14 protein-coding genes are annotated in these 18,313 nt (G+C 66.5%); 6 read left to right on the top strand and 8 right to left on the bottom strand.

Annotated elements, in window-relative coordinates; all coding sequences use genetic code 11:
* Positions 1-2: 2 nt before the first annotated feature.
* The 7 genes from ABIE08_RS10305 to ABIE08_RS10275 form a co-directional block, all read right to left on the bottom strand.
* Complete coding sequence (locus ABIE08_RS10305; RefSeq protein ID WP_354550775.1) at positions 3-1,373, bottom strand: FGGY-family carbohydrate kinase; 1,371 nt, start codon at positions 1,371-1,373, stop codon at positions 3-5.
* Between the two features lie 5 nt (positions 1,374-1,378).
* Positions 1,379-2,434 (bottom strand): class II aldolase/adducin family protein, encoded by a 1,056-nt coding sequence (locus tag ABIE08_RS10300; protein WP_354550773.1) that lies wholly within the window; start codon positions 2,432-2,434, stop codon positions 1,379-1,381.
* Between the two features lie 351 nt (positions 2,435-2,785).
* On the bottom strand, positions 2,786-3,892 hold the full coding sequence (locus ABIE08_RS10295) for an autoinducer 2 ABC transporter substrate-binding protein (protein ID WP_354550771.1): 1,107 nt from the start codon (positions 3,890-3,892) through the stop codon (positions 2,786-2,788).
* A gap of 68 nt (positions 3,893-3,960) precedes the next feature.
* A complete protein-coding gene (locus tag ABIE08_RS10290) occupies positions 3,961-4,911 on the bottom strand; it encodes an ABC transporter permease (RefSeq protein ID WP_354550770.1) in 951 nt (316 codons plus the stop codon).
* 7 nt (positions 4,912-4,918) lie between these two features.
* Positions 4,919-5,905, bottom strand: a complete 987-nt coding sequence (locus tag ABIE08_RS10285; protein WP_354550768.1) for an ABC transporter permease — start codon at positions 5,903-5,905, stop codon at positions 4,919-4,921.
* The gene (locus ABIE08_RS10280) at positions 5,905-7,413 is read right to left on the bottom strand and encodes a sugar ABC transporter ATP-binding protein (RefSeq protein ID WP_354550766.1); all 1,509 of its coding nucleotides are present in this window, start codon (positions 7,411-7,413) and stop codon (positions 5,905-5,907) included. Before ABIE08_RS10280 ends, ABIE08_RS10285 begins: the two co-directional genes overlap by 1 nt.
* 73 nt (positions 7,414-7,486) lie before the next feature.
* Positions 7,487-8,278, bottom strand: coding sequence for a DeoR/GlpR family DNA-binding transcription regulator (locus ABIE08_RS10275; protein WP_354550764.1), 792 nt, complete (start codon positions 8,276-8,278; stop codon positions 7,487-7,489).
* A 290-nt stretch (positions 8,279-8,568) separates the two neighbouring features.
* On the opposite strand from ABIE08_RS10275, the gene ABIE08_RS10270 reads away from it, so the two are divergent.
* The 4 genes from ABIE08_RS10270 to ABIE08_RS10255 all read left to right on the top strand — a co-directional run bounded on the left by ABIE08_RS10270 (position 8,569) and on the right by ABIE08_RS10255 (position 13,230).
* On the top strand, positions 8,569-10,671 hold the full coding sequence (locus ABIE08_RS10270; protein WP_354550762.1) for a bifunctional rhamnulose-1-phosphate aldolase/short-chain dehydrogenase: 2,103 nt from the start codon (positions 8,569-8,571) through the stop codon (positions 10,669-10,671).
* 197 nt (positions 10,672-10,868) lie between these two features.
* Positions 10,869-12,161, top strand: a complete 1,293-nt coding sequence (gene rhaI, locus ABIE08_RS10265; protein ID WP_354550760.1) for an L-rhamnose catabolism isomerase — start codon at positions 10,869-10,871, stop codon at positions 12,159-12,161.
* A gap of 254 nt (positions 12,162-12,415) precedes the next feature.
* Complete coding sequence (locus tag ABIE08_RS10260; RefSeq protein ID WP_266329816.1) at positions 12,416-12,679, top strand: glycine zipper domain-containing protein; 264 nt, start codon at positions 12,416-12,418, stop codon at positions 12,677-12,679.
* A 287-nt stretch (positions 12,680-12,966) separates the two neighbouring features.
* A complete protein-coding gene (locus ABIE08_RS10255; RefSeq protein ID WP_354550758.1) occupies positions 12,967-13,230 on the top strand; it encodes a glycine zipper domain-containing protein in 264 nt (87 codons plus the stop codon).
* Positions 13,231-13,346: 116 nt separating this feature from the next.
* Here the strand turns inward: ABIE08_RS10255 and ABIE08_RS10250 are convergent, their stop codons facing one another.
* Positions 13,347-15,233, bottom strand: a complete 1,887-nt coding sequence (locus tag ABIE08_RS10250; RefSeq protein WP_354550756.1) for a peptide ABC transporter substrate-binding protein — start codon at positions 15,231-15,233, stop codon at positions 13,347-13,349.
* A 193-nt stretch (positions 15,234-15,426) separates the two neighbouring features.
* Between ABIE08_RS10250 and ABIE08_RS10245 the strand changes: the two genes are divergently transcribed.
* Both ABIE08_RS10245 and ABIE08_RS10240 read left to right on the top strand, forming a co-directional pair.
* Positions 15,427-16,056, top strand: coding sequence for a hypothetical protein (locus tag ABIE08_RS10245; protein WP_354550755.1), 630 nt, complete (start codon positions 15,427-15,429; stop codon positions 16,054-16,056).
* Positions 16,057-16,243: 187 nt separating this feature from the next.
* Positions 16,244-18,223: an FUSC family protein gene (locus ABIE08_RS10240; RefSeq protein WP_354550753.1), complete on the top strand. Its 1,980-nt coding sequence runs from the start codon at positions 16,244-16,246 to the stop codon at positions 18,221-18,223.
* The last annotated feature ends 90 nt before the right edge of the window (positions 18,224-18,313 follow it).

Here is an 18,313-nt window from a genome sequence, read left to right as displayed (position 1 = left end):
CCTCAGGCTTCCGCTTGCTCTTTCCACTGCGCTGCATATGCCGCGAAATCGCCGCCGAGCGGTTCGGCAGGCATCGGGTCCGGCGCGGCCTTGCGGCTGGAATCGGGGCCATCGGCCAGCAATGCGGCGCCTTCCGTCGTGCCGGTCGCATCCGGACGGCCGATCACCGGCCGGTCGACCAGCGCCGACAGCGCCGACAGGAACAGTCGGTTTTTGGCAAACGGGCCTTCGATCAGCACAGGACCCTGCGCGCCGGTGAGGGTCAGGCAGGTCTCGGCGACGAGGGCGACATACAGGCTGGCGGCGGCCGTGCGCTCGCCCGGCGCAAGCGTCGCGGGCTCTACCGACCAACTGCCCCGGCGATGGCCGAACGGGCCATTGCCAGCGACGAAGGCGGGCAGCGCCATGATCTTGCGCCCGAGGACGGTGGCGATCTCCGCCGGGGACGGCTCGGTCGCCTTGCCGTCGGTCAGGATCTCGAATTCGCGCCCCGCCATCGACATGGCCGAAGGCACCGGCCGCGCGAAGGCATCGGCATAGGCGAGGCCGCCGCGCTCGGGATGCAGATGGTCGAGGCTGCCGCCGGCGGCGAACGAGATCATCCAGGTGCCGGTCGAGATCACGGTGAAGGGCAGGGTGCGGCCCAGTATGTGCGGCAGCAGGCTGGCGTTCGAGTCATGGATGCCGGCGACGACGCGGCAGTCTGGGGACAGGCCGGTAAGCTCCGCGATCTCGGGCAGCACGGGCCCAACCGTATCCCAGGGCGCGGCGCGGGGCGGGAACAGCTTTGTCCAGCCCTGCGTCTCGGCGAGCGTCGAATAGGTCTGGCCACGCCCGTTCCAGAGGTCGCTATGCGCGCCAAACGAGGTCGCCTCGGCGACGCGCTTGCCGGTGAGCCGCCAGACCCAGTATTGCGGATAGGGCACGATCGCCGTCGCTTTCGCGAATTCCTCCGGGAAGCGGCGCGCCATCCAGAACAATTGCCGCCCGGTATTGAGCCCGCCTGGCAGGTCGGGTGACAGGATCTCGGCAAAGTCGCCGCGTGCCAAACGGTAGTCGTCGGCCAATTCGTCGGGGCCGGGATGCTCGTAGTCCAGCACCGGCAGCGCCAGGCCGTTCTCGCCGAGCACCGCGATCGCCGCGCCATGCGTCGTCGTCGAGATCGCGGTGATCTCGGCCTGGCCGGCAAATTCCGTCAGTCCCTCGAGAAACCATTCCCAGATGCCGTCGACGTCGAAATGCGGGTAGGGCGGTCCCGGCTGGACGCTGTTCTTGCGAGTGCGGATGGCGAGCACGGCGCGGCTGTCGAAATCGAGCAGCGCCAGCTTGGCGTTCGACTTGCCGATGTCGAGGACGGCGACGGCTTTGGGCATGATGGTCAGTTCTTCGCGGCGGCGGCGAGCGAGCGGCGATAGATCTCGGCGTCCCACGTCACCAGCTCCTGTTCCTCATCGACCGTGAGGAAGCGGAGCGGCGCGTCGACCTCGATCCGGCCGGTCACGTCGGCCAAAGCGCGGGCGAGCGCGTCGCCGCCGCGCAGCACCTCGCGGTGGATCAGCACGCCCTTGCCAGGCACGGCGAGCAGCATGGGCGGCAGCGCCGAACGCTCGGCGACGGCGGAGGGCGTATCGCCTTCGGCCAGCACCGCGGTGCCACTGCCGAGGAACACGACGTGATCGGGATAGAGCGTGCCGCGCGCTGCGATGGCGAGGCGGGCGGGATCGGTCGCGGTGGCATGCGCCGCCGGGTCGGTCGGCAGGCGATAGGGCGAGCCCTCGGCCAGTGCTTCCAGCGCGGCGATATCGGCGGCCGGGGCCGGGCGAACGGGAACCGCCAGCGCGGTGCCGACGCGTTCGATCAAGGCGACCGCCTCGGCCACTGTCTCGGCGGCGACGATCAGGCCATGATTGCCGAGCAGCACGACATTGGTGCCGGCCGGCGACACGGCGTCGATCTCGCGCGCGAGCGGCAGGCCTGGCTTCACATAGGGAACATAGGACCAGACGATGCCGTCGAGCCCGTCCAGCCGGGCGGCGATGGCGTCGCGCGCATCGGCGCGGGCGACCTGGGCGACCGTCTCGACGCAATGGATGTGCAGCACCACGGCTTGCGGCAGCACGGCATGCACCGAGGTTTCGACCGAGGGGCGCAGTCCCAGCGGATTGGCGTCCGCGACGACGAAATCCGTCGCCTTGGCGGCGCGCTCGTCATTGGCTTGGATGGCGTCGAGCAGCGGCGGCAGCGAGACGGGCAGGAAGATCTCGCGTTCCTCGGCCTCGGCGAGCCAGGTGCCGGACGCCTTGACCCAGAGCACGCCGTCGCGCTTCAGCGAGGTATTGCCGCCGGCCGCCTGCGTGCGCAGCGGATCGCGCCCCAGCAGGGCGGAGGCCTGGCGAAGGGCGGCGAATTCAGCGTCGTCGGTATGCGTGGTCAAGTTCCGGCTCCGGATGGATAGGTGGTAGCGCGCTCTTTTACTTCTCCCCCAGGGAGAGGTCGGAGCAACGGTTGAAGGCCGTCCTGCAAGTCTCGATCTCTTCATCCTGAGGTGCCGCCGTCAGGCGGCCTCGAAAGGACGCAGGGCATCGGTGCAATCCTGAAATAGACCCGCCCCAGGGCAGTGCGTCCTTCGAGGCTTCGCTGCGCGAAGCACCTCAGGATGATGAAGATTGGCGCTGCAGAGCGGCCTGCATGGATGGGCGGAAGTCCTCTCGGGGAGTTCGTCGGGACTCTCTCAAAGAGAAACGCGGGGCATGGCCAACCATGCCCCGCGTCAGAGAAGCCTCGACTAGAAGTCGAAGTCGTTGATGTTTTCCTTGGTGAAGGTGTAGGGCGCGCCGAGCAGGATCTCGGAGCCGTTGATCACCTGGAGTTCACCGAGCTTGCCGGCCTTGACCGAGGTCGCGCCGGGCTTCAGGTCGCCATCGGCGGCGGCGCGCAGCGTGTACATTGCTGCGTAGCCGAGATCGACGGGGTTCCAGAGCACGACCGACTTGACGCAATCCTTGGCGACATAGGGCTTCATCGCGTTCGGCGTGGCGAGGCCGATGACGGCGACCTTGCCGCACTGGCCGGCCTGGGTGACGGCCTCGGCGGAAGCCGGGGTCGCGACCGAGGTCATGCCGAAGATGCCCTTGAGATCCGCGCCATGCTTGTTGATCAGCGTCGTGGCCTGGTTGAAGGACAGGACGTTGTCTTCCTGCGCCTCGACCGTCTCCAGCCACTTCATCTTGGGATGGCACTTCTCCTGATAGGCGGCCATCTCGGAGATCCAGCGCGCCTGGTTCGGCGTGGTGAAGGTCGAGGTGACGATGGCGAACGAGCCGTCCTCTCCGATTTCCTTCGCCATGTTGTCGACCAGCGACTTGGCGATGCCGTTGAACTCGGCCTGGTTGACGAACCACTGGCGGGCGTTCGGCTCGGAGTTGGCGTCATAGCCGACGACGTTGATGCCGGCGGCGAGCGCCTTCTTCAGCACCGGTGCGATCGCGACGGGATCGTTGGCGGCGAACAGGATGCCGTCGACGCCCGACGTGATGTAGTTGTCGATGAACGAGATCTGCTGGTCGATGTTCGCCTGGGTCGGGCCGTCCGTCTTGGCGTCGACATTGCCCAGTTCCTTGGCGGCGTCGGCAATGCCCTTCGAGGTGGCATTGAAATAGCCGATGCCGATCAGCTTCGGCACGTCGACGACCTTGATCGGCTTGCCTTTGCGATCAGGCTGGTTGGTGACTTCGCCGCCATCATAGGGCTTGGCGACGGGAGCCGCGGCCGTGCCGTCGCAGGCGAGCGGGTTGGTCGGCAGGTCGTCGCCGCCGGTCCAGGTCGCGGCGAGGGCCGCACTGCTCACGCCGAGGCTCAGTCCGATCGCCAGGGCTAGGGTTCTCTTCAGCATTTGCTCTTCTCCTCCAAAATGACGACGGGTCTTTTTTGTTACGGCGAGACCCGATCGTCTCCTCCCGATCAGCCGTCACCGTTGCGGCTGAAGATGTTGCTCGCGACGATCGCGAGTATGAGCACGAGGCCGATGACGACGATGGTGCCGTCTCCCTTGACCCCGGACAGAGCGAGACCGTTCTTCAGCGCCTGCATCAGGATGAGGCCGAGGACGGTGCCGATGATGGTGCCGCGGCCGCCGAAGATCGACGTGCCGCCCAGAACCACGGCCGTGATGACATCGAGCTCCAGCCCGGTGCCCATGTCGGAACGTGTCGTCGAGACGCGCGAGACGAAGATGACGCCGGCCACGCCGGCGACAAGGCCGGAGGCGGTGTAGATCAGCATCTTGGTGCGATCGACGCCGATGCCGGAGAAGCGCGCGCCGGTTTCGTTGGCGCCGGTCGCGTAGGTGGCGCGGCCGAAGGTGGTGAGGCCGAGGATGACGGCGGCGATGATGACGAGCACGCCGAGGATCCAGAGCTGCGTCGGCACGCCCCAGACCTCGCCCTGGCCGAGCACGAAGAACCATTCCGGATAGCCACGCACCGAGCGGGCCTGGCTGATGCCCTCGGCAAGCCCGCGATAGAGCGCGAGCGTCGCCAGCGTCGCGATCAGCGGCGGCACCTTGAAGCGGGTGATGATCAGCCCGTTGATCAGGCCGCCAATGCCACCGGCGAGCACGGCCAGCACCATGGCGGCCGGCAGCGGCAGGCCGAGATTGTGCCAGAACACGCCGAGCAGGATCGCGGTCAGGCCCAGGATCGAGCCGACCGAGAGATCGATGCCGCCGGTGACGATGACGAAGGTCATCGCCAGCGCGACCAGCCCGACCTCGGTCATGAGCCGGCCCTGGTTGAGCAGGTTGGCGGTGGTGAAGAAGCGATCCGACTGGGTCGCCAGCGCGGCGAGCACGATGACCAGGAGGATGGCGAGGATCGTCTCGTGCCGAAGCAGGGAGCGAAGGGTTGCGGTCATCGGAACGTCACCGGAGCCGGCGTCGACGCGCCATGTCGGCGAGCACGGTGATGAGGATCAGCAGACCCTGCACCGAGCGCAGCCAATAGGCGGAGACGTTGAGGAAGATGAGCGAGGAGGCGATCGCGGCGAACAGGATCGCGGCGAGCGTCGAGCCGATGACCGTGCCGGTGCCGCCAAGGATCGAGACGCCGCCGACGACGGAGGCGGTGATCACGGTCAGCTCCAGATTGGGCGGCACGGTCGACTGGATCACCTGCAGCTGGGTCGCGAACAGTACCGCCGCTATGCCGGCGAAGGCGCCGTGGATGGCGAAGACGATCACCGTCGAGCGCTCGACCTGGATGCCGGCGACGCGCGCGGCCTCGACATTGCCGCCGATGGCGTAGATCGTCCGGCCGAAGCTGGAATAGCGCATCCAGAAGGCGACCAAGGCCGTCAGGATCACCATGAACCAGACCGGCGAGGGCACGCCGAGCAAGCGGAACTGCGCGATCAGGTAATCCTCGGGCAGATTGGTAATCCAGGCGCCGGCGGTGACGCTGATCAGCCCGCCCTTGAGGATCGACAGCATGCCGAGCGTCACGACGATGGACGGGATGCGGAGATAGGCGACCAGAGACCCGACGCCGGCATTGACGACGATGCCGATGAGCACGGGCGCCAGCCAGGCGAGCCAGATCGGATAGCCGTTGACCGCCAGCAGGCCCGAAATCGTCGCCAGCACACCGATCAACGAGCCGACGGCAACGTCGATATGGCCGGAGATGATGACCAGCGACATGCCGATCGCCGCGACGGCGATGTAGGCGTTGCCGGCGAAGATGTTGGAGATGTTGTTGGCGCCGAAGAAGCGTGGGCTGATGATGCCAACGACGATGAACAGCGCGGCGATGGCGCCGAGCAGGATGAATTCCTGGCCATAGGCGGCGACGCGTTTCAGCAGGCGCATTGGCGGGGCGGGACGGGCGGCGGCGGGCGCGGACATCGACATCACGCCACCTCCGCCAGCGTCTGGGTCTGCATCATGGCGGTGCCGACGCTGTCGGGCGTCGCATGCGCGCGGTCGAATTCTGCAACGATGCGGCCATTGTTCATGACCAGCACGCGGTCGCTCATGCCGAGAACTTCCGGCAGCTCGCTGGAGATCATCAGCACGGCGAGGCCCTGGCCGGCGAGCCGGCTCATCAGCGCGTGGATTTCCGCCTTGGCGCCGACGTCGATGCCGCGCGTCGGCTCGTCCATGATCAGCACGCGCGGCTCCGTCGCCACCCATTTGGCCAGCACGACCTTCTGCTGGTTGCCGCCGGAAAGCTGGCGGACCCGCTGTTCCGGGCCACGGGCGCGGATGCCGAAGCGCTTGATCAGTTCGCGCGCCAGGCTCGATTCCTTGGCGCGGTTGATGATGCTGGCCGTCGAGATCCTGTCGAGCAGCGACAGTGACAGGTTTTCGCGGATGGTCTGCGACTTGATCAGGCCCTGCAGGCCGCGATCTTCCGGCACATAGGCGATGCCGAGGTCGCGCGCCTGTTTCGGGCTGGTGATGGCGATCGGCTTGCCGTCGAGCAGGATTTCGCCTGAGGTCGCCGGCGTGATGCCGAACATGGTCAGCGCCAGTTCGGTGCGGCCCGATCCGATCAGGCCGGCAATGCCGACGATCTCGCCGGCGCGCAGCGTCAGCGAAATGTTCTCGATTTCGTCGCGATAGCCGACATTGCGCAGTTCCAGAACGGTCGCGCCGATCTCGGTATTGGCCTTCGGGAACAGCTGGTCGACGGGGCGGCCGACCATCATCGAGACCAGTTCGGCCTCGGTGATGTCGCCGATATCGCTGGTGCCGACATAGGCGCCGTCGCGCAGCACCGAGACGCGGGTGGCAAGCGCGAAGATCTCGGGCATGCGGTGCGAGACATAGACGATGGCGACGCCGCGATCGCGCAGGCGGCGCACGACATCCATCAGCCGGCGCGCATCGGCATCGGCAAGCGCCGCCGTCGGCTCGTCCATGATCAGCACGCGGGCGTCCTGCGACAGCGCCTTGGCGATCTCGACGCGCTGGCGGTTGGCGACCGAGAGGCTGCCGACGCGGGCATCGACATCGAGGTCGTGGCTATCGAGGTCATCGAGCAGCCGGCGCGCCTCGTTGCGCATCTTCGGCCAGTCGAGGGCGTTCATCGTGGTGCGCGGCGCGTGGCCGAGAAAGATGTTTTCGGCGACCGAGAGCTCGGGGAAGAGCAGGAGTTCCTGGTAGACCGTGGCGATGCCGGCGGCGCGGGCCTCGCGCGGCGAGGCGAAGCGCACGACCTCGCCATTGACGCGGATGTCGCCGCTATCGGGGGCATGGACGCCGGCCATGACCTTGATCAGCGTCGACTTTCCCGCGCCGTTCTCTCCCATAAGCGCATGCACTTCGCCCGGTCGGACATCGAAGGAGACGCTCTTCAGCGCGTGAACGCCGGCGAACGACTTCGAGACCCCGTCGAGTGCGAGGATCGGCTGCATAACGTGGCGTTTCCCTTGAATGTTCGGCTTTGCGCCGATTCTTATTGGCCGGGATTGGCGGGGTGTGCGGGCATCAGCTTTCCGGCGGGACCTCCACGACGTCGACGATGACGCCGGCGTCCCGCAGCATGTCGCAGGCTTCCTGCGGGGCGGAACTGTCCGTGATGACCCGGTCGAGCTGGGTCAGCGGACAGAGGATCAGGCTGCCGCGCGGCTGGAACTTCGAGCCGTCGACCAGCGCGATCACTTCCTCGGCCTGCTTCAGCATCTTCTGTTCGGCCTTGATCAGGACGGGATCGCCCTCGATCAGGCCCTGGCGGCGGATGGCATGGGCGCCGAGGAAATACTTCCCGGCATAGAAATGCTCGATGACGGTGTCGCTGGTATAGGGGCTGACGACCATGCGCTGCTCGCGATGCACGTCGCCGCCGGGCAGCACGACCTGGCAATCGCCATTGGCGATCAGGTAGAGCGCGAGATCGAGCGAATTGGTCAGCACGCGCAGCTTGCGCTCGGCGATATAGGGGCCGAGGCAATAGGTGGTCGTGCCGCCATTGACGATGATGGATTCACCGTCCTCGACCAAGGCGGCGGCGGCCCGTGCGATCGCCCGCTTGGCGGCGAGGTTCTGCAGCCGTGTTTCCTCGAAGGCCGGCGTCATCAGGCTGCCGATGCCGTTCTCGCCATGCAGCCGTTCGGCGCCGCCGCGCACCTTGCGCAGCTGGCCGACATCGTTGAGCGCGGTGATGTCGCGACGGATCGTTGCCTCGGAGGCGCCGGTGAGGCCGACGAGCTGCGCCACCGTGACGACGGGGCGCTCGGCCACCTCGCCGAGGATGATCCTGTGACGCTCGATTTCGTGCATGCGACCCTCCGACTGGCCGGGATTTTCCAAGCTTTCCGATGATTGTCAATCAAAAACGATCATCATCGATAATGATGCGACGCAAAAGGATCATTATCGATCATATTGCGCTGCGATATGACTAGTATCTGACCGCTTTTGATTGACAAAGCCCGAAGCTGCTGACAGATCATGATCCGCAATTGCGTGGTCCTCGGCTCCCAAGCCGAGCGACGTCCCCCGTGGATGGTTCGCCGATCCGAATGCGCTCGCATCTGCGCGGCGGCGACCGATCAAGAGCAGCTTTGATCATGACCTCACCCGCCTCCTCGCACCGCCTCGACAATCGCTGGGATGACGCCAAGGCCGCCGGCCTCAGCGAATCCGAGCTTTTGCTCTATCGCTCGAACCTGCTCGGTTCCGACAAGCGGATCACCAATTTCGGCGGCGGCAACACCTCGGCCAAGGTCACCGAAAAGGACCCGCTCTCCGGCGAGGACGGCACGGTGCTCTGGGTCAAGGGCTCGGGCGGCGATGTCGGCTCGATGAAGCTTGACGGTTTCGCGACCCTCTACCAGGACAAGCTCGAAGCGCTGAAGGGCATCTATCGCGGCCTCGAGCACGAGGACGAGATGGTCGGCCTGCTGCCGCACTGCACGTTCAATTTGAACCCGCGCGCCGCCTCGATCGACACGGCGCTGCACGCTTACGTCCCCTACAAGCATGTCGACCACATGCATCCGGACGCGATCATCGCCATCGCCGCGTCGCAGAATTCCAAGGAACTGACGCGGCAGATCTATGGCGACACCATCGGCTGGCTGCCCTGGAAGCGCCCGGGTTTCGAGCTCGGCCTGTGGCTGTCGAAGTTCGCCAACGAGAACCCCAACGCCAAGGGCGTCGTGCTCGAGAGCCACGGCCTGTTCACCTGGGCCAATACCTCCAAGGACGCCTATGAGCTGACGCTCGAGATCATCAACAAGGCGATCGAGTGGTTCGCCAAGGAGACGGAAGGCAAGCCGATCTTTGGCGGCGCCGTCTCGCAGTCCCTCGACGCCGACAAGCGCCGCGCCGTGGCGGCCGCCCTGATGCCGCAGATCCGCGGCCGCATCGGCAAGACGGAATCGAAGATCGGTCATTTCGACGACCAGCCGGCCGTGCTCGAATTCGTCAATTCCGCTCAGCTTCGCGCATTGGCGGCCCTCGGCACGTCTTGCCCCGATCATTTCCTGCGCACCAAGATCCGTCCGCTGGTCGTCGACTACGACCCGGCCAAGGACAATCTCGATGAGGTGCTCGCCGGCCTCGACGGTGCGCTCGACGCCTATCGCGCCGATTACGCCGCCTATTACGAGCGCTGCAAGCATGCCAACAGCCCGGCCATGCGCGACCCCAACGCCGTCGTCTACCTGATCCCCGGCGTCGGCATGATCACCTTTGCCCGCGACAAGGCGACCGCCCGGATCGCCGGCGAATTCTACGTCAACGCCATCAACGTGATGCGCGGCGCCTCGACGGTCTCGACCTATGTCGGCCTCGACGAGCAGGAAGCCTTCGATATCGAGTACTGGCTGCTCGAGGAAGCCAAGCTGCAGCGCATGCCGAAGGCGAAGTCGCTGGCTGGCCGCATCGCCTTCATCACAGGCGGCGCCGGCGGCATCGGTTCGGCCACCGCCGTCCGCTACCTGCAGGAAGGCGCGGTCGTCATGATCGCCGACATCGACCAGAACGCGCTCGACACGACCGTCTCGGGCCTCGGCGCCAAGTTCGGCAAGGACAACATTCGCGGCGTCATCGCCAACGTCACCAGCGAAGCGGCTGTCGAGAAGGCATTCCACGACACGCTGATCGAATTTGGCGGCATCGACATCCTCGTCTCCAATGCCGGCATCTCGTCGGCGGCGCCGTTCGAGGAGACGACGCTGGAGACCTGGGACAAGAACATCGCGATCCTGGCGACCGGCTACTTCCTCGTCTCGCGCTCCGCCTACCGGATCATGAAGACCCAGAAGCTCGGCGGCTCGATCGTCTTCATCGCCTCGAAGAACGGTCTCGCGGCGTCGGCCGGCGCTTCCGCCTATTGCACCGCCAAGGCGGCCGAGATCCATCTCGCCCGCTGCCTGGCGCTGGAAGGCGCGCCGTTCGGCATCCGCGTCAACACGATCAACCCGGATGCGGTGCTGCGCGGATCGAAGATCTGGCAGGGCGAGTGGCGCCAGCAGCGCGCCGAATCCAACAAGATCGGCGAGGACGATCTCGAGGAGTTCTACCGCAACCGCTCGCTCCTGAAGCGCAGCGTGTTCCCGGAAGACATCGCCGAGGCCGCCTATTTCCTCGCCGCCGACCTGTCCAACAAGTCGACCGGCAACATCATCAATGTCGATGCGGGCAATGTCATCTCCTTCACCCGCTGAGACCGTCCGCCAATTCTACTAGGCCGGCCGTCTGACGCGGTCTTCTGCGCTTCCGGTGCTCACGGACCCAAAGTCCGCTCCGCTCCGGTTCTCGAAGAGCACGCCACCCGGCTCGGCCTAGCGAATTCTCGAACGGTCCCAGGCTGCTTCAGCAGCCGGGCCGTTCCATGAACATAGGCTTGGGGAGGACCCGCCACATGACCGATCTTCCGATCTCTTCCGATCTTCTGGCCGAAAAGAACAAGGCCGAGGAAGCTGCGCTCGCCAATGACTATGCCTCGCTCGGCGAGCAGCTCGACCGGCGCGGCATCGACATCGACGTCATCACCCGCAAGGTCGCCGCCTTCACCGTCGCCGTGCCTTCCTGGGGCGTCGGCACCGGCGGCACGCGCTTTGCCCGCTTCGCCGGCCCCGGCGAGCCGCGCGGCATCTTCGAGAAGCTGGACGATTGCGCCGTCATCAACCAGCTGACGCGCGCGACGCCCAACGTCTCGCTGCACAACCCCTGGGACAAGGCCGACGTCAGGGAGCTGAAGGCCAAGGCGGATTCGCTCGGCCTCGGCTTCGACGCGATGAATTCCAACACCTTCTCGGACGCCAAGGACCAGAAGCATTCCTACAAGTTCGGCTCGCTGTCGCACACCGATGCCGCCGTGCGCCAGCAGGCGATCGAGCACAACATCGAGACGATCGAGATCGGCAAGGCGCTCGGCTCCAAGGCGCTGACGGTCTGGATCGGCGACGGCTCCAACTTCCCCGGCCAGTCGAATTTCACCGGTGCGTTCGAGCGCTATCTCGGCGCGATGAAGTCGGTCTATGCGGCGCTGCCGGATGACTGGCGCGTCTTCACCGAGCACAAGCTCTATGAGCCGGCCTTTTACTCGACCGTGGTGCAGGACTGGGGCACCAACTACATGATCGCCCAGGAACTCGGCCCCAAGGCGTTCTGCCTCGTCGACCTCGGCCACCATGCGCCGAACGTCAATATCGAGATGATCGTGGCCCGGCTGATCCAGTTCGAGAAGCTGGCCGGCTTCCACTTCAACGATTCGAAATATGGCGACGACGACCTCGATGCCGGGTCGATCAACCCGTTCCAGCTCTTCCTCGTCTTCAACGAGTTGGTCGATGCCGAATACCGCAAGGCCAAGGGCTTCACGCCCGCCTACATGATCGACCAGTCGCACAATGTGACCGACCCGATCGAGAGCCTGATGACCAGCGCGATCGAGATCCTGCGCGCCTATACCCAGGCACTGCTGGTCGACCGGCCCGCGCTCGCTGGCTACCAGGAATCGAACGACGTGCTGATGGCGAACCAGTCGCTGAAGCGCGCCTTCACCACCGATGTCGGTCCGATCCTCGCCAAGGCGCGGCTCGCCAAGGGTGGCGCGATCGACCCGGTCGGCGTGTATCGGGCCGCCGGCTACCGCGCCAAGGTTACGGCCGAGCGGCCGTCGTCCGGCGGAAGCTCTAGCGGCATCGTGTGACTATTATACTTCTGTTGACAACGGAATTAGAAGAGTCAGGTCCGATTCGACTTGCCGCTTCTCTGTGCTCTTCAGAACAGCTAGCTTGACTTCAAGCCTGACTGACCCTTCAAGGGGCGCGGGTGCATGGCTTTGATGTCGGTCTCCGGCGATTCTCGCGAATGCCGGGGTCCGGATCGAGCGCCAATGCGGGGGAACCGGACGGGTCTGCTCGGACGGCCTCCCTCGGGGGTTCACATCGACAGGAGAGATTGATGAAGAAGGCTTCTACGCTCGTTATGCTCGTTGCCCTCGGCGCAGTGGCAGCTGGCTGCACCACCGGTTCGCGCGCTGGTGATGGTGCCGTTGTCGGCGGCCTCGCCGGTGCAGCCATCGGTGGCATCGCTGGCGGCAGCGTCGGTGCGGCAGCTATCGGCGCTGGCGTCGGTGCGGTCACCGGCGCGATCATCGCTGACGCGACCGGTCGCTGCTACTGGAAGGACCGTTACGGCCGTCGTCACTACACGTCCTGCCGCTAATCGCTTCCCGGGGCATGAGACGGACTGAGGCGCGCAGCGCATCGTCCGTCACGTGCCTGGACAGATCGCGTGGCCGCCCGACCCCAGCGGGGATGGTGCGGCTGCCGACCTAAAAACGGCCGGAACCTGGTTCCGGCCGTTTCTTTTTACCTCGGCTTTGGGGCCTTCAGTGCGCCTGCGATAAAGCGGGACACGTCGCCTCGGAACCCATCGCGGACCTCCTGCATTACAATTTGGCAATCATGCATTCAGGACGTGCCCCCCGGCGGCGTCCAGAGGAGGTCGACATGAAGAAAAGTTCCCTGGTGATCGCTCTAGCCCTGACCGGCGCCGTCCTTGCAGGCTGCACGACCGGTTCCCGCACCGGTGACGGCGCCGTCGTCGGCGGCCTCACGGGCGCAGCGATCGGCGGCATCGCCGGCGGCAGCGTTGGCGCAGCAGCGATCGGCGCCGGCGTTGGCGCAGTGACCGGCGCGATCATCGCGGACGCGACTGGTCGTTGCTACTGGCGCGACAATTACGGCCGCCGCCACTACGTCGCCTGCCGCTAAGCCGGTTGCGCCGACGCTAGAGCCTTTCTCCGTTTCGCTGAAACGGTGAAAGGCTCACTCCTTGTTGGATCGCGTTTTCTTCACGCGAACCGGTACCCACTTCGCTCGAAAACACTCTAGTTGACCGCGAGGAAGCGGGTCGGGTGGACGTTGAGCGGATTGTCGCTCCAGCCCGTCAGCGTCGGCGACACCAGCGATAGCGAGACATAGCCGAGCAGGGGAATGATCGGCGCGTCGGCGGCCAGCAAGGCCGCTGCCGCGCCGAGTTCCTGTTTGCGACGCTCGAAGTCCATGTCGACCGCCGCCTGGTCCAGCAGCTTGTCATACTCGCGGTTGTTGTAGCGCGGGTAGTTGAAGCGGACATTGTCGCTGCGCAGCACCGTCAGCAGGTCGATCGGATCGGCCTCGTCGGCGATCCAGCCAGTTCGCGCCACATCGAAATCCCCACCATCGCGCAGCCGCGCAAAATGCGCCGGGTTCGGCTCGGTGACGATCGTTGCCTCGACCCCGATCGTCTTCCACTGGTCGGCGACGACGCGAGCCGTCTCCTCATGGCCAAGGCCGGTGCCGACGCGGATGGTCAGGCGCAGCGGCTTGAGTCCGGCTTCATCCTTCGCCTCTTCTTCCGTGGCAGCGGGTGCTGCCGGCGCGGCAGCCTTTGTCTCGGGCTGGTCGGCCACCGCCTTGTCGTTAGCCGGCTTTTCAACGACCGGCGCCGCATCGCCGGGGACGGTGACGCTGGGCTTGGCGGTGATCGAATAGGTCACGTCGGGGTTGGCGCCATCCTTGGTGCGGGGAGCGCCCGGCTCCGCCGGCTTGGCGTCCGTGGCCTTGCCGTCCGCGGCGTTCGCCGGCGTCGCGGCGCTCGCCGAGGCGGTCGGCTTGGCTGCCTCCTCAGGCTTTGGAGTTACGGCGGCCATCTCGCGGAAACCGGCGGCCTCGAGCAGCTTGCGCGCCTCAGTGCGGCGAGCCTCGATCGGCTCAGGCGCAGCGGCGGGCGCGCCGGCGAGGGCAGGGGGGACCAGCGTCTCGGCCGGCACCATGCCGCCGGACCACACCGCGCCGGCCAGCGCCTCGCGGTCGATGGCTAGCGACAAAGCGCGGCGCACCTCGATCTTGTCGAACGGCTTCTTGGCCGTGTTGATCGCGAAATAATAGGTGCCGGGGAAGGGCGCGAGCCGCAGCGCGCTGCTGAATTCGCCCTTCAGTTCCGGCAGGTTCTCGGTCGGCACGTCGGGGCAGGAAAGCACCGCCTTGGCGCGATAGGCCTCGACGCAGCCGGCGACATCCTCGAATGCCTTGTAGACGACGCTGTCGATCGGCATCGCCTTGGCATCGCGGAAGCGTGGGTTCTTGACGAGGATATAGCCGTCCTTCTTGTCGATCGCGGCGAGGCGATAGGCGCCGTTGGAGACGATCTTGCCCGTAGTGCCGAAATCGGCGCCGAGCTTGCGGATCGAGACGACGTTGACGGGGAGCGCCACCGGAAGCGCCAGGCGGCCGAGGAAAGTCGGCACCGGCCGTTCCAGCGTTATTTCCAGCGTCTTCGCATCCGGCGCGGCCACACCCAGTGTGTCGGCCTTGGCGTTGCCCTGCTGGATAGCGGAGGCGTTCTTGATGACGAGTAGCGGCCCCGTCTCGGTCGCGCCGGTCTCGGGCGCGAACAGGCGGCGGAACGACGCCACGAAATCGGCGGCCTTGACCACATCGCCATTCGACCAGCGCGCGCCGTCGCGCAGCTGGAAGGTGTAGACGAGGCCGTCGGGCGAGATGGTCCAGCTTTCGGCGGCGCCGGGGATCGTCTTGCCCTCGCCGTCGAGCGCTACCAGGCCTTCGAACAGGTCGTAGAGGATCGGCGTTTCGTTGAAGGTCGCGGCCTTCTGCGGGTCGAGCGTTTCCGGGGCCTTCACCAGCCCGCGCGGATAGATCACGTCGGCGCTGGCGGGAAGCGCGGCAGTCGCCGCAAGCATCGCGCCGGCGATCCAGGCGAATCGCATCATCATGTCTCCGTATCCGTCCCGACCCGGGCGCGATAATCGTCAGAATTCAGGCGATCTCAAGCCTTTGTCGTGCTTTTCCGCGATCGTGCCGCAGAAGGGTTCATGCGCTTGTGCCGAGGGTCGATGCAAGGGATGCGGGCGCGCCGTGGATTTGCTAAGGTGGCGGCATGAGATCGCATCACTCCGGAGCCCAGGGATGACCGACGCCAGCGGCAGGCAGGGTTCGCCTTCCAATGTCCGCCATCTCGCCGATGCGATCCGCAAGGTTCGGCTGGCGGAGGCGGAGCGCGCCGACGTGGTGGTGGAGCTGAGGGACGCCGAACGGGCCAGGCTCGACCTGCTGGCCGATGAATTGCGTGGCGTCTTCGCGGAGGTTCCCGAGGGCGACGACCAGTTCGTGGCGCAGATCGACACCGGAAGCCAGCCGCGCTTCTGGATCGACATGACCTCCTTCGTCTCGATGGCGCGCGACCGGCGCACCTATCGCTTCCTGAAGGATACGCGGCTCGGCCGCACCGTCATCCTCGAAACCGCCGATCTCGACGACATGGCCGATTGCGTCATGCACTACGTCGCCGAGCGCATCATCGAGCGCGACCGCGCGCTGGAGGGCGACTGGCTGCTGCGCCGCGCCGCCGCGCAGGCGGAGACGCCGCGGCGGGAGCGGCGCCGGATCGGGCGCGAACCGGCGGTCGAGGCCCCCCTGGCAGTCACCCCCGCCGCGGCCAGCGCGCCGACGGGCTGGATCGTTGCGGCGTTCCTGGCCGGCATCCTGGTCGGCGTCGTCGCTCTGCTCGGCTATGCCTGGGTGCATGTCGGCGACTGACCCCAAGCCTGTCCTGCCGACGGTCATCGTCCAGGCGCAGAAGGCCAGGTTGTATCCGCCGCCGGCCGGAATCGCGGAACGCCGCCGTTCCCCTGTCCGCCTTTCCCAACTATAAGATTGGCTTCCTGAATCGTTGAAGCCTATGGTTGTGGCTACGGCGGTGGCCAGTGCGATAGTGGTACAGCGGATGCATTATAAGCCTGCCGAATGGCTCGTGAACCTGACGCGGCTCAATCCGAAGGCGGCCTGGCCGTGGCGCCAGTCGATCCGCCTGGCGCTGGCGGTGACGGTGCCGATGGTCGTCGGGCTGATGATCGGGCAGACGGAAGCCGCGATCATGGTGTCGCTCGGCGCCTTGCTGAATTCGATCAAGGTCCAGTCCGGTCCCTATTCGGTCCGCCTCCACAATTTCCTGATCATCGTCCCCATCGCCATGTCCGGCTACGTGCTGGGCGCGATGGTTTCGGGGCACGGGCTGCTGACCCTGGTCATGCTGGTCCTGGTCGGCATCCTTTCCGGCCTGATCAGCGGCTATGGCGCGGTGTTCTCCAAGGCAGCCATGCAGATGATGATGCTCGCTGTCATCGCGGGCGCCGGCGATCCCCCGGCATCGGTCTGGTTGCCGGCGGTGCTTTTTGCTGGCGGCGCGGCCTTCGCCGCGCTGTTGCTCGGGATCCAGGCGGCTTTGGACAGCCACCTGCCGGAGCGGACGACGCTGGCGCATCTGCTGCATGCGCTGGCGCATCTGTCGCGGCTCGATGCCGATCCGCCGGCGGCCCATGGCGGATCGGCGCTCGACACCCCGTTCGAGCAGCAGCGCCGCCATGTCACCGACGCGATGCTCAAGGCCTATTCCGACCTGCTCGAAACCCGGCTCGGCAATGAAGGCAGCACGCAGGACAGCGATCACCGCGCCGCGATCCTGTCGACGGCGAGCCTGATCTTTTCCACCCTGGTTGCCGGCGGCAATACTCCAGAAGCCCTGCACACGGCCAGCCATCGGCTTGAGCAGATCGCCGACGCCGTGGCCAAACGCGGCGGCCGGCCTGCCGCCGCGAAACCGACGCCCGACGCGCCGCCGCTGGTGCGCTATGTCGGTCGCCTCTGTGACGAGATCTGGCCGGGCGAGGCGCGCCGGGCCCCGGCGGAATCCGGCGCCTTGCGCCCCCATCCGATGCACGCGCCCGCCTGGCTCGAGCGGCGCTGGTGGCTCGACCGGATCGGCCGCCTCACCCCGGGGCGCGACGTTGTCATCTCGGCGCTGCGGCTGGCGCTTTGCCTCGCCCTCGCCTTTGCCGCGCAGAGCTATCTGGGCGGCGTGCGCTCCTACTGGATCCCGCTCTGCGTGGTGATCGTGCTGAAGCCGGACCTCGGCTCCGTCTTCGTGCGGGCGATGCAGCGTTCGATCGGCACGATGGTGGGCGTCGTCTTCGGCGTGGTCATCCTGACCCTCATCCCGAAGGGGATCTGGCTGCTCGCCTGCATGGCGGCGCTGGGGGTGGTCCTGCCGGCGGCCGGACAGCGCGGCTATGCCATGCAATGCGCCTTCCAGACGCCGCTGATGCTGATCCTGATCGACATGACCGCCCAGGGGACGGTGGATTTCGGCCCCCAGCGGCTTGTCGATACGCTGGTCGGATCCGCCATCGCGGTCGTGTTCGGCTATCTGATCTGGCCGCGCGATCCCGCGCCTGAGATCCGCCAGTCCTTCGACCGCGCGGTGGCCGCGTCGGAGGCCTATCTCAGGGCTGCCTGCGCGATCGGCACCGGCGACAAGCGGGCCGCGGAGGGACAGCTGTTCAGCGCGATGACGGTCGCCTATCGGAGCCTGTCCAATGTGCGCGCCGGCCTGCAGCGCGCCATCGCCGAACCGCCCCCCGCGAGCCGCGAGGCCGCCGCCTGGTTCCCGGCCGTCGTCGAGGCGGAACGCCTCTGCGATCGCATCACCGGCTTGGCGCAGCTCCATCTCTCGGGCGCGGTGACCCTCGATCCGGCCAGCGTCGAGCGCCGCGTCGCCATGCTCGAGGGGCTGCGCACAGGTTCCGCGGCCGGCGGCACGGAGGCGCCGGAGGCACTCGTCGCGGCGAGCCCGGATGCGGACGCGGCGTTCCAGGAGATCGATTTCGAACTGGCGCGGCTGTCGCAGCTGATGCAGCCGGCGCAGTAGGGGCTGGGGCAAGACCCGCGTTTTGCCCCGCTAGAGCACCGACGGGATAACGAACCGTCGGTGGTGACAGAAGGCCTTTGGGTGGAGGCA

It is taken from the genome of Kaistia defluvii (assembly GCF_040548815.1).
GTDB classification, from domain to species: Bacteria; Pseudomonadota; Alphaproteobacteria; order Rhizobiales; family Kaistiaceae; genus Kaistia; species Kaistia defluvii_A.
The sequence above is the reverse complement of the archived record's forward strand: the minus strand, read 5'-3'. Positions and strand labels throughout refer to the sequence as shown.

Bases quoted from the DNA above. Each gene is read 5' to 3' on its own strand.
- ABIE08_RS10270 (WP_354550762.1), top strand. From the start codon at position 8,569: ATGACCTCACCCGCCTCCTCGCACCGCCTCGACAATCGCTGGGATGAC.
- ABIE08_RS10290 (WP_354550770.1), bottom strand. From the start codon at position 4,911: ATGACCGCAACCCTTCGCTCCCTGCTTCGGCACGAGACGATCCTCGCC.
- ABIE08_RS10305 (WP_354550775.1), bottom strand. From the start codon at position 1,373: ATGCCCAAAGCCGTCGCCGTCCTCGACATCGGCAAGTCGAACGCCAAG.
- ABIE08_RS10250 (WP_354550756.1), bottom strand. From the start codon at position 15,233: ATGATGATGCGATTCGCCTGGATCGCCGGCGCGATGCTTGCGGCGACT.
- ABIE08_RS10260 (WP_266329816.1), top strand. From the start codon at position 12,416: ATGAAGAAGGCTTCTACGCTCGTTATGCTCGTTGCCCTCGGCGCAGTG.
- ABIE08_RS10255 (WP_354550758.1), top strand. From the start codon at position 12,967: ATGAAGAAAAGTTCCCTGGTGATCGCTCTAGCCCTGACCGGCGCCGTC.
- ABIE08_RS10240 (WP_354550753.1), top strand. From the start codon at position 16,244: ATGCATTATAAGCCTGCCGAATGGCTCGTGAACCTGACGCGGCTCAAT.
- ABIE08_RS10245 (WP_354550755.1), top strand. From the start codon at position 15,427: ATGACCGACGCCAGCGGCAGGCAGGGTTCGCCTTCCAATGTCCGCCAT.
- ABIE08_RS10275 (WP_354550764.1), bottom strand. From the start codon at position 8,278: ATGCACGAAATCGAGCGTCACAGGATCATCCTCGGCGAGGTGGCCGAG.
- ABIE08_RS10285 (WP_354550768.1), bottom strand. From the start codon at position 5,905: ATGTCGATGTCCGCGCCCGCCGCCGCCCGTCCCGCCCCGCCAATGCGC.
- rhaI (WP_354550760.1), top strand. From the start codon at position 10,869: ATGACCGATCTTCCGATCTCTTCCGATCTTCTGGCCGAAAAGAACAAG.
- ABIE08_RS10280 (WP_354550766.1), bottom strand. From the start codon at position 7,413: ATGCAGCCGATCCTCGCACTCGACGGGGTCTCGAAGTCGTTCGCCGGC.
- ABIE08_RS10295 (WP_354550771.1), bottom strand. From the start codon at position 3,892: ATGCTGAAGAGAACCCTAGCCCTGGCGATCGGACTGAGCCTCGGCGTG.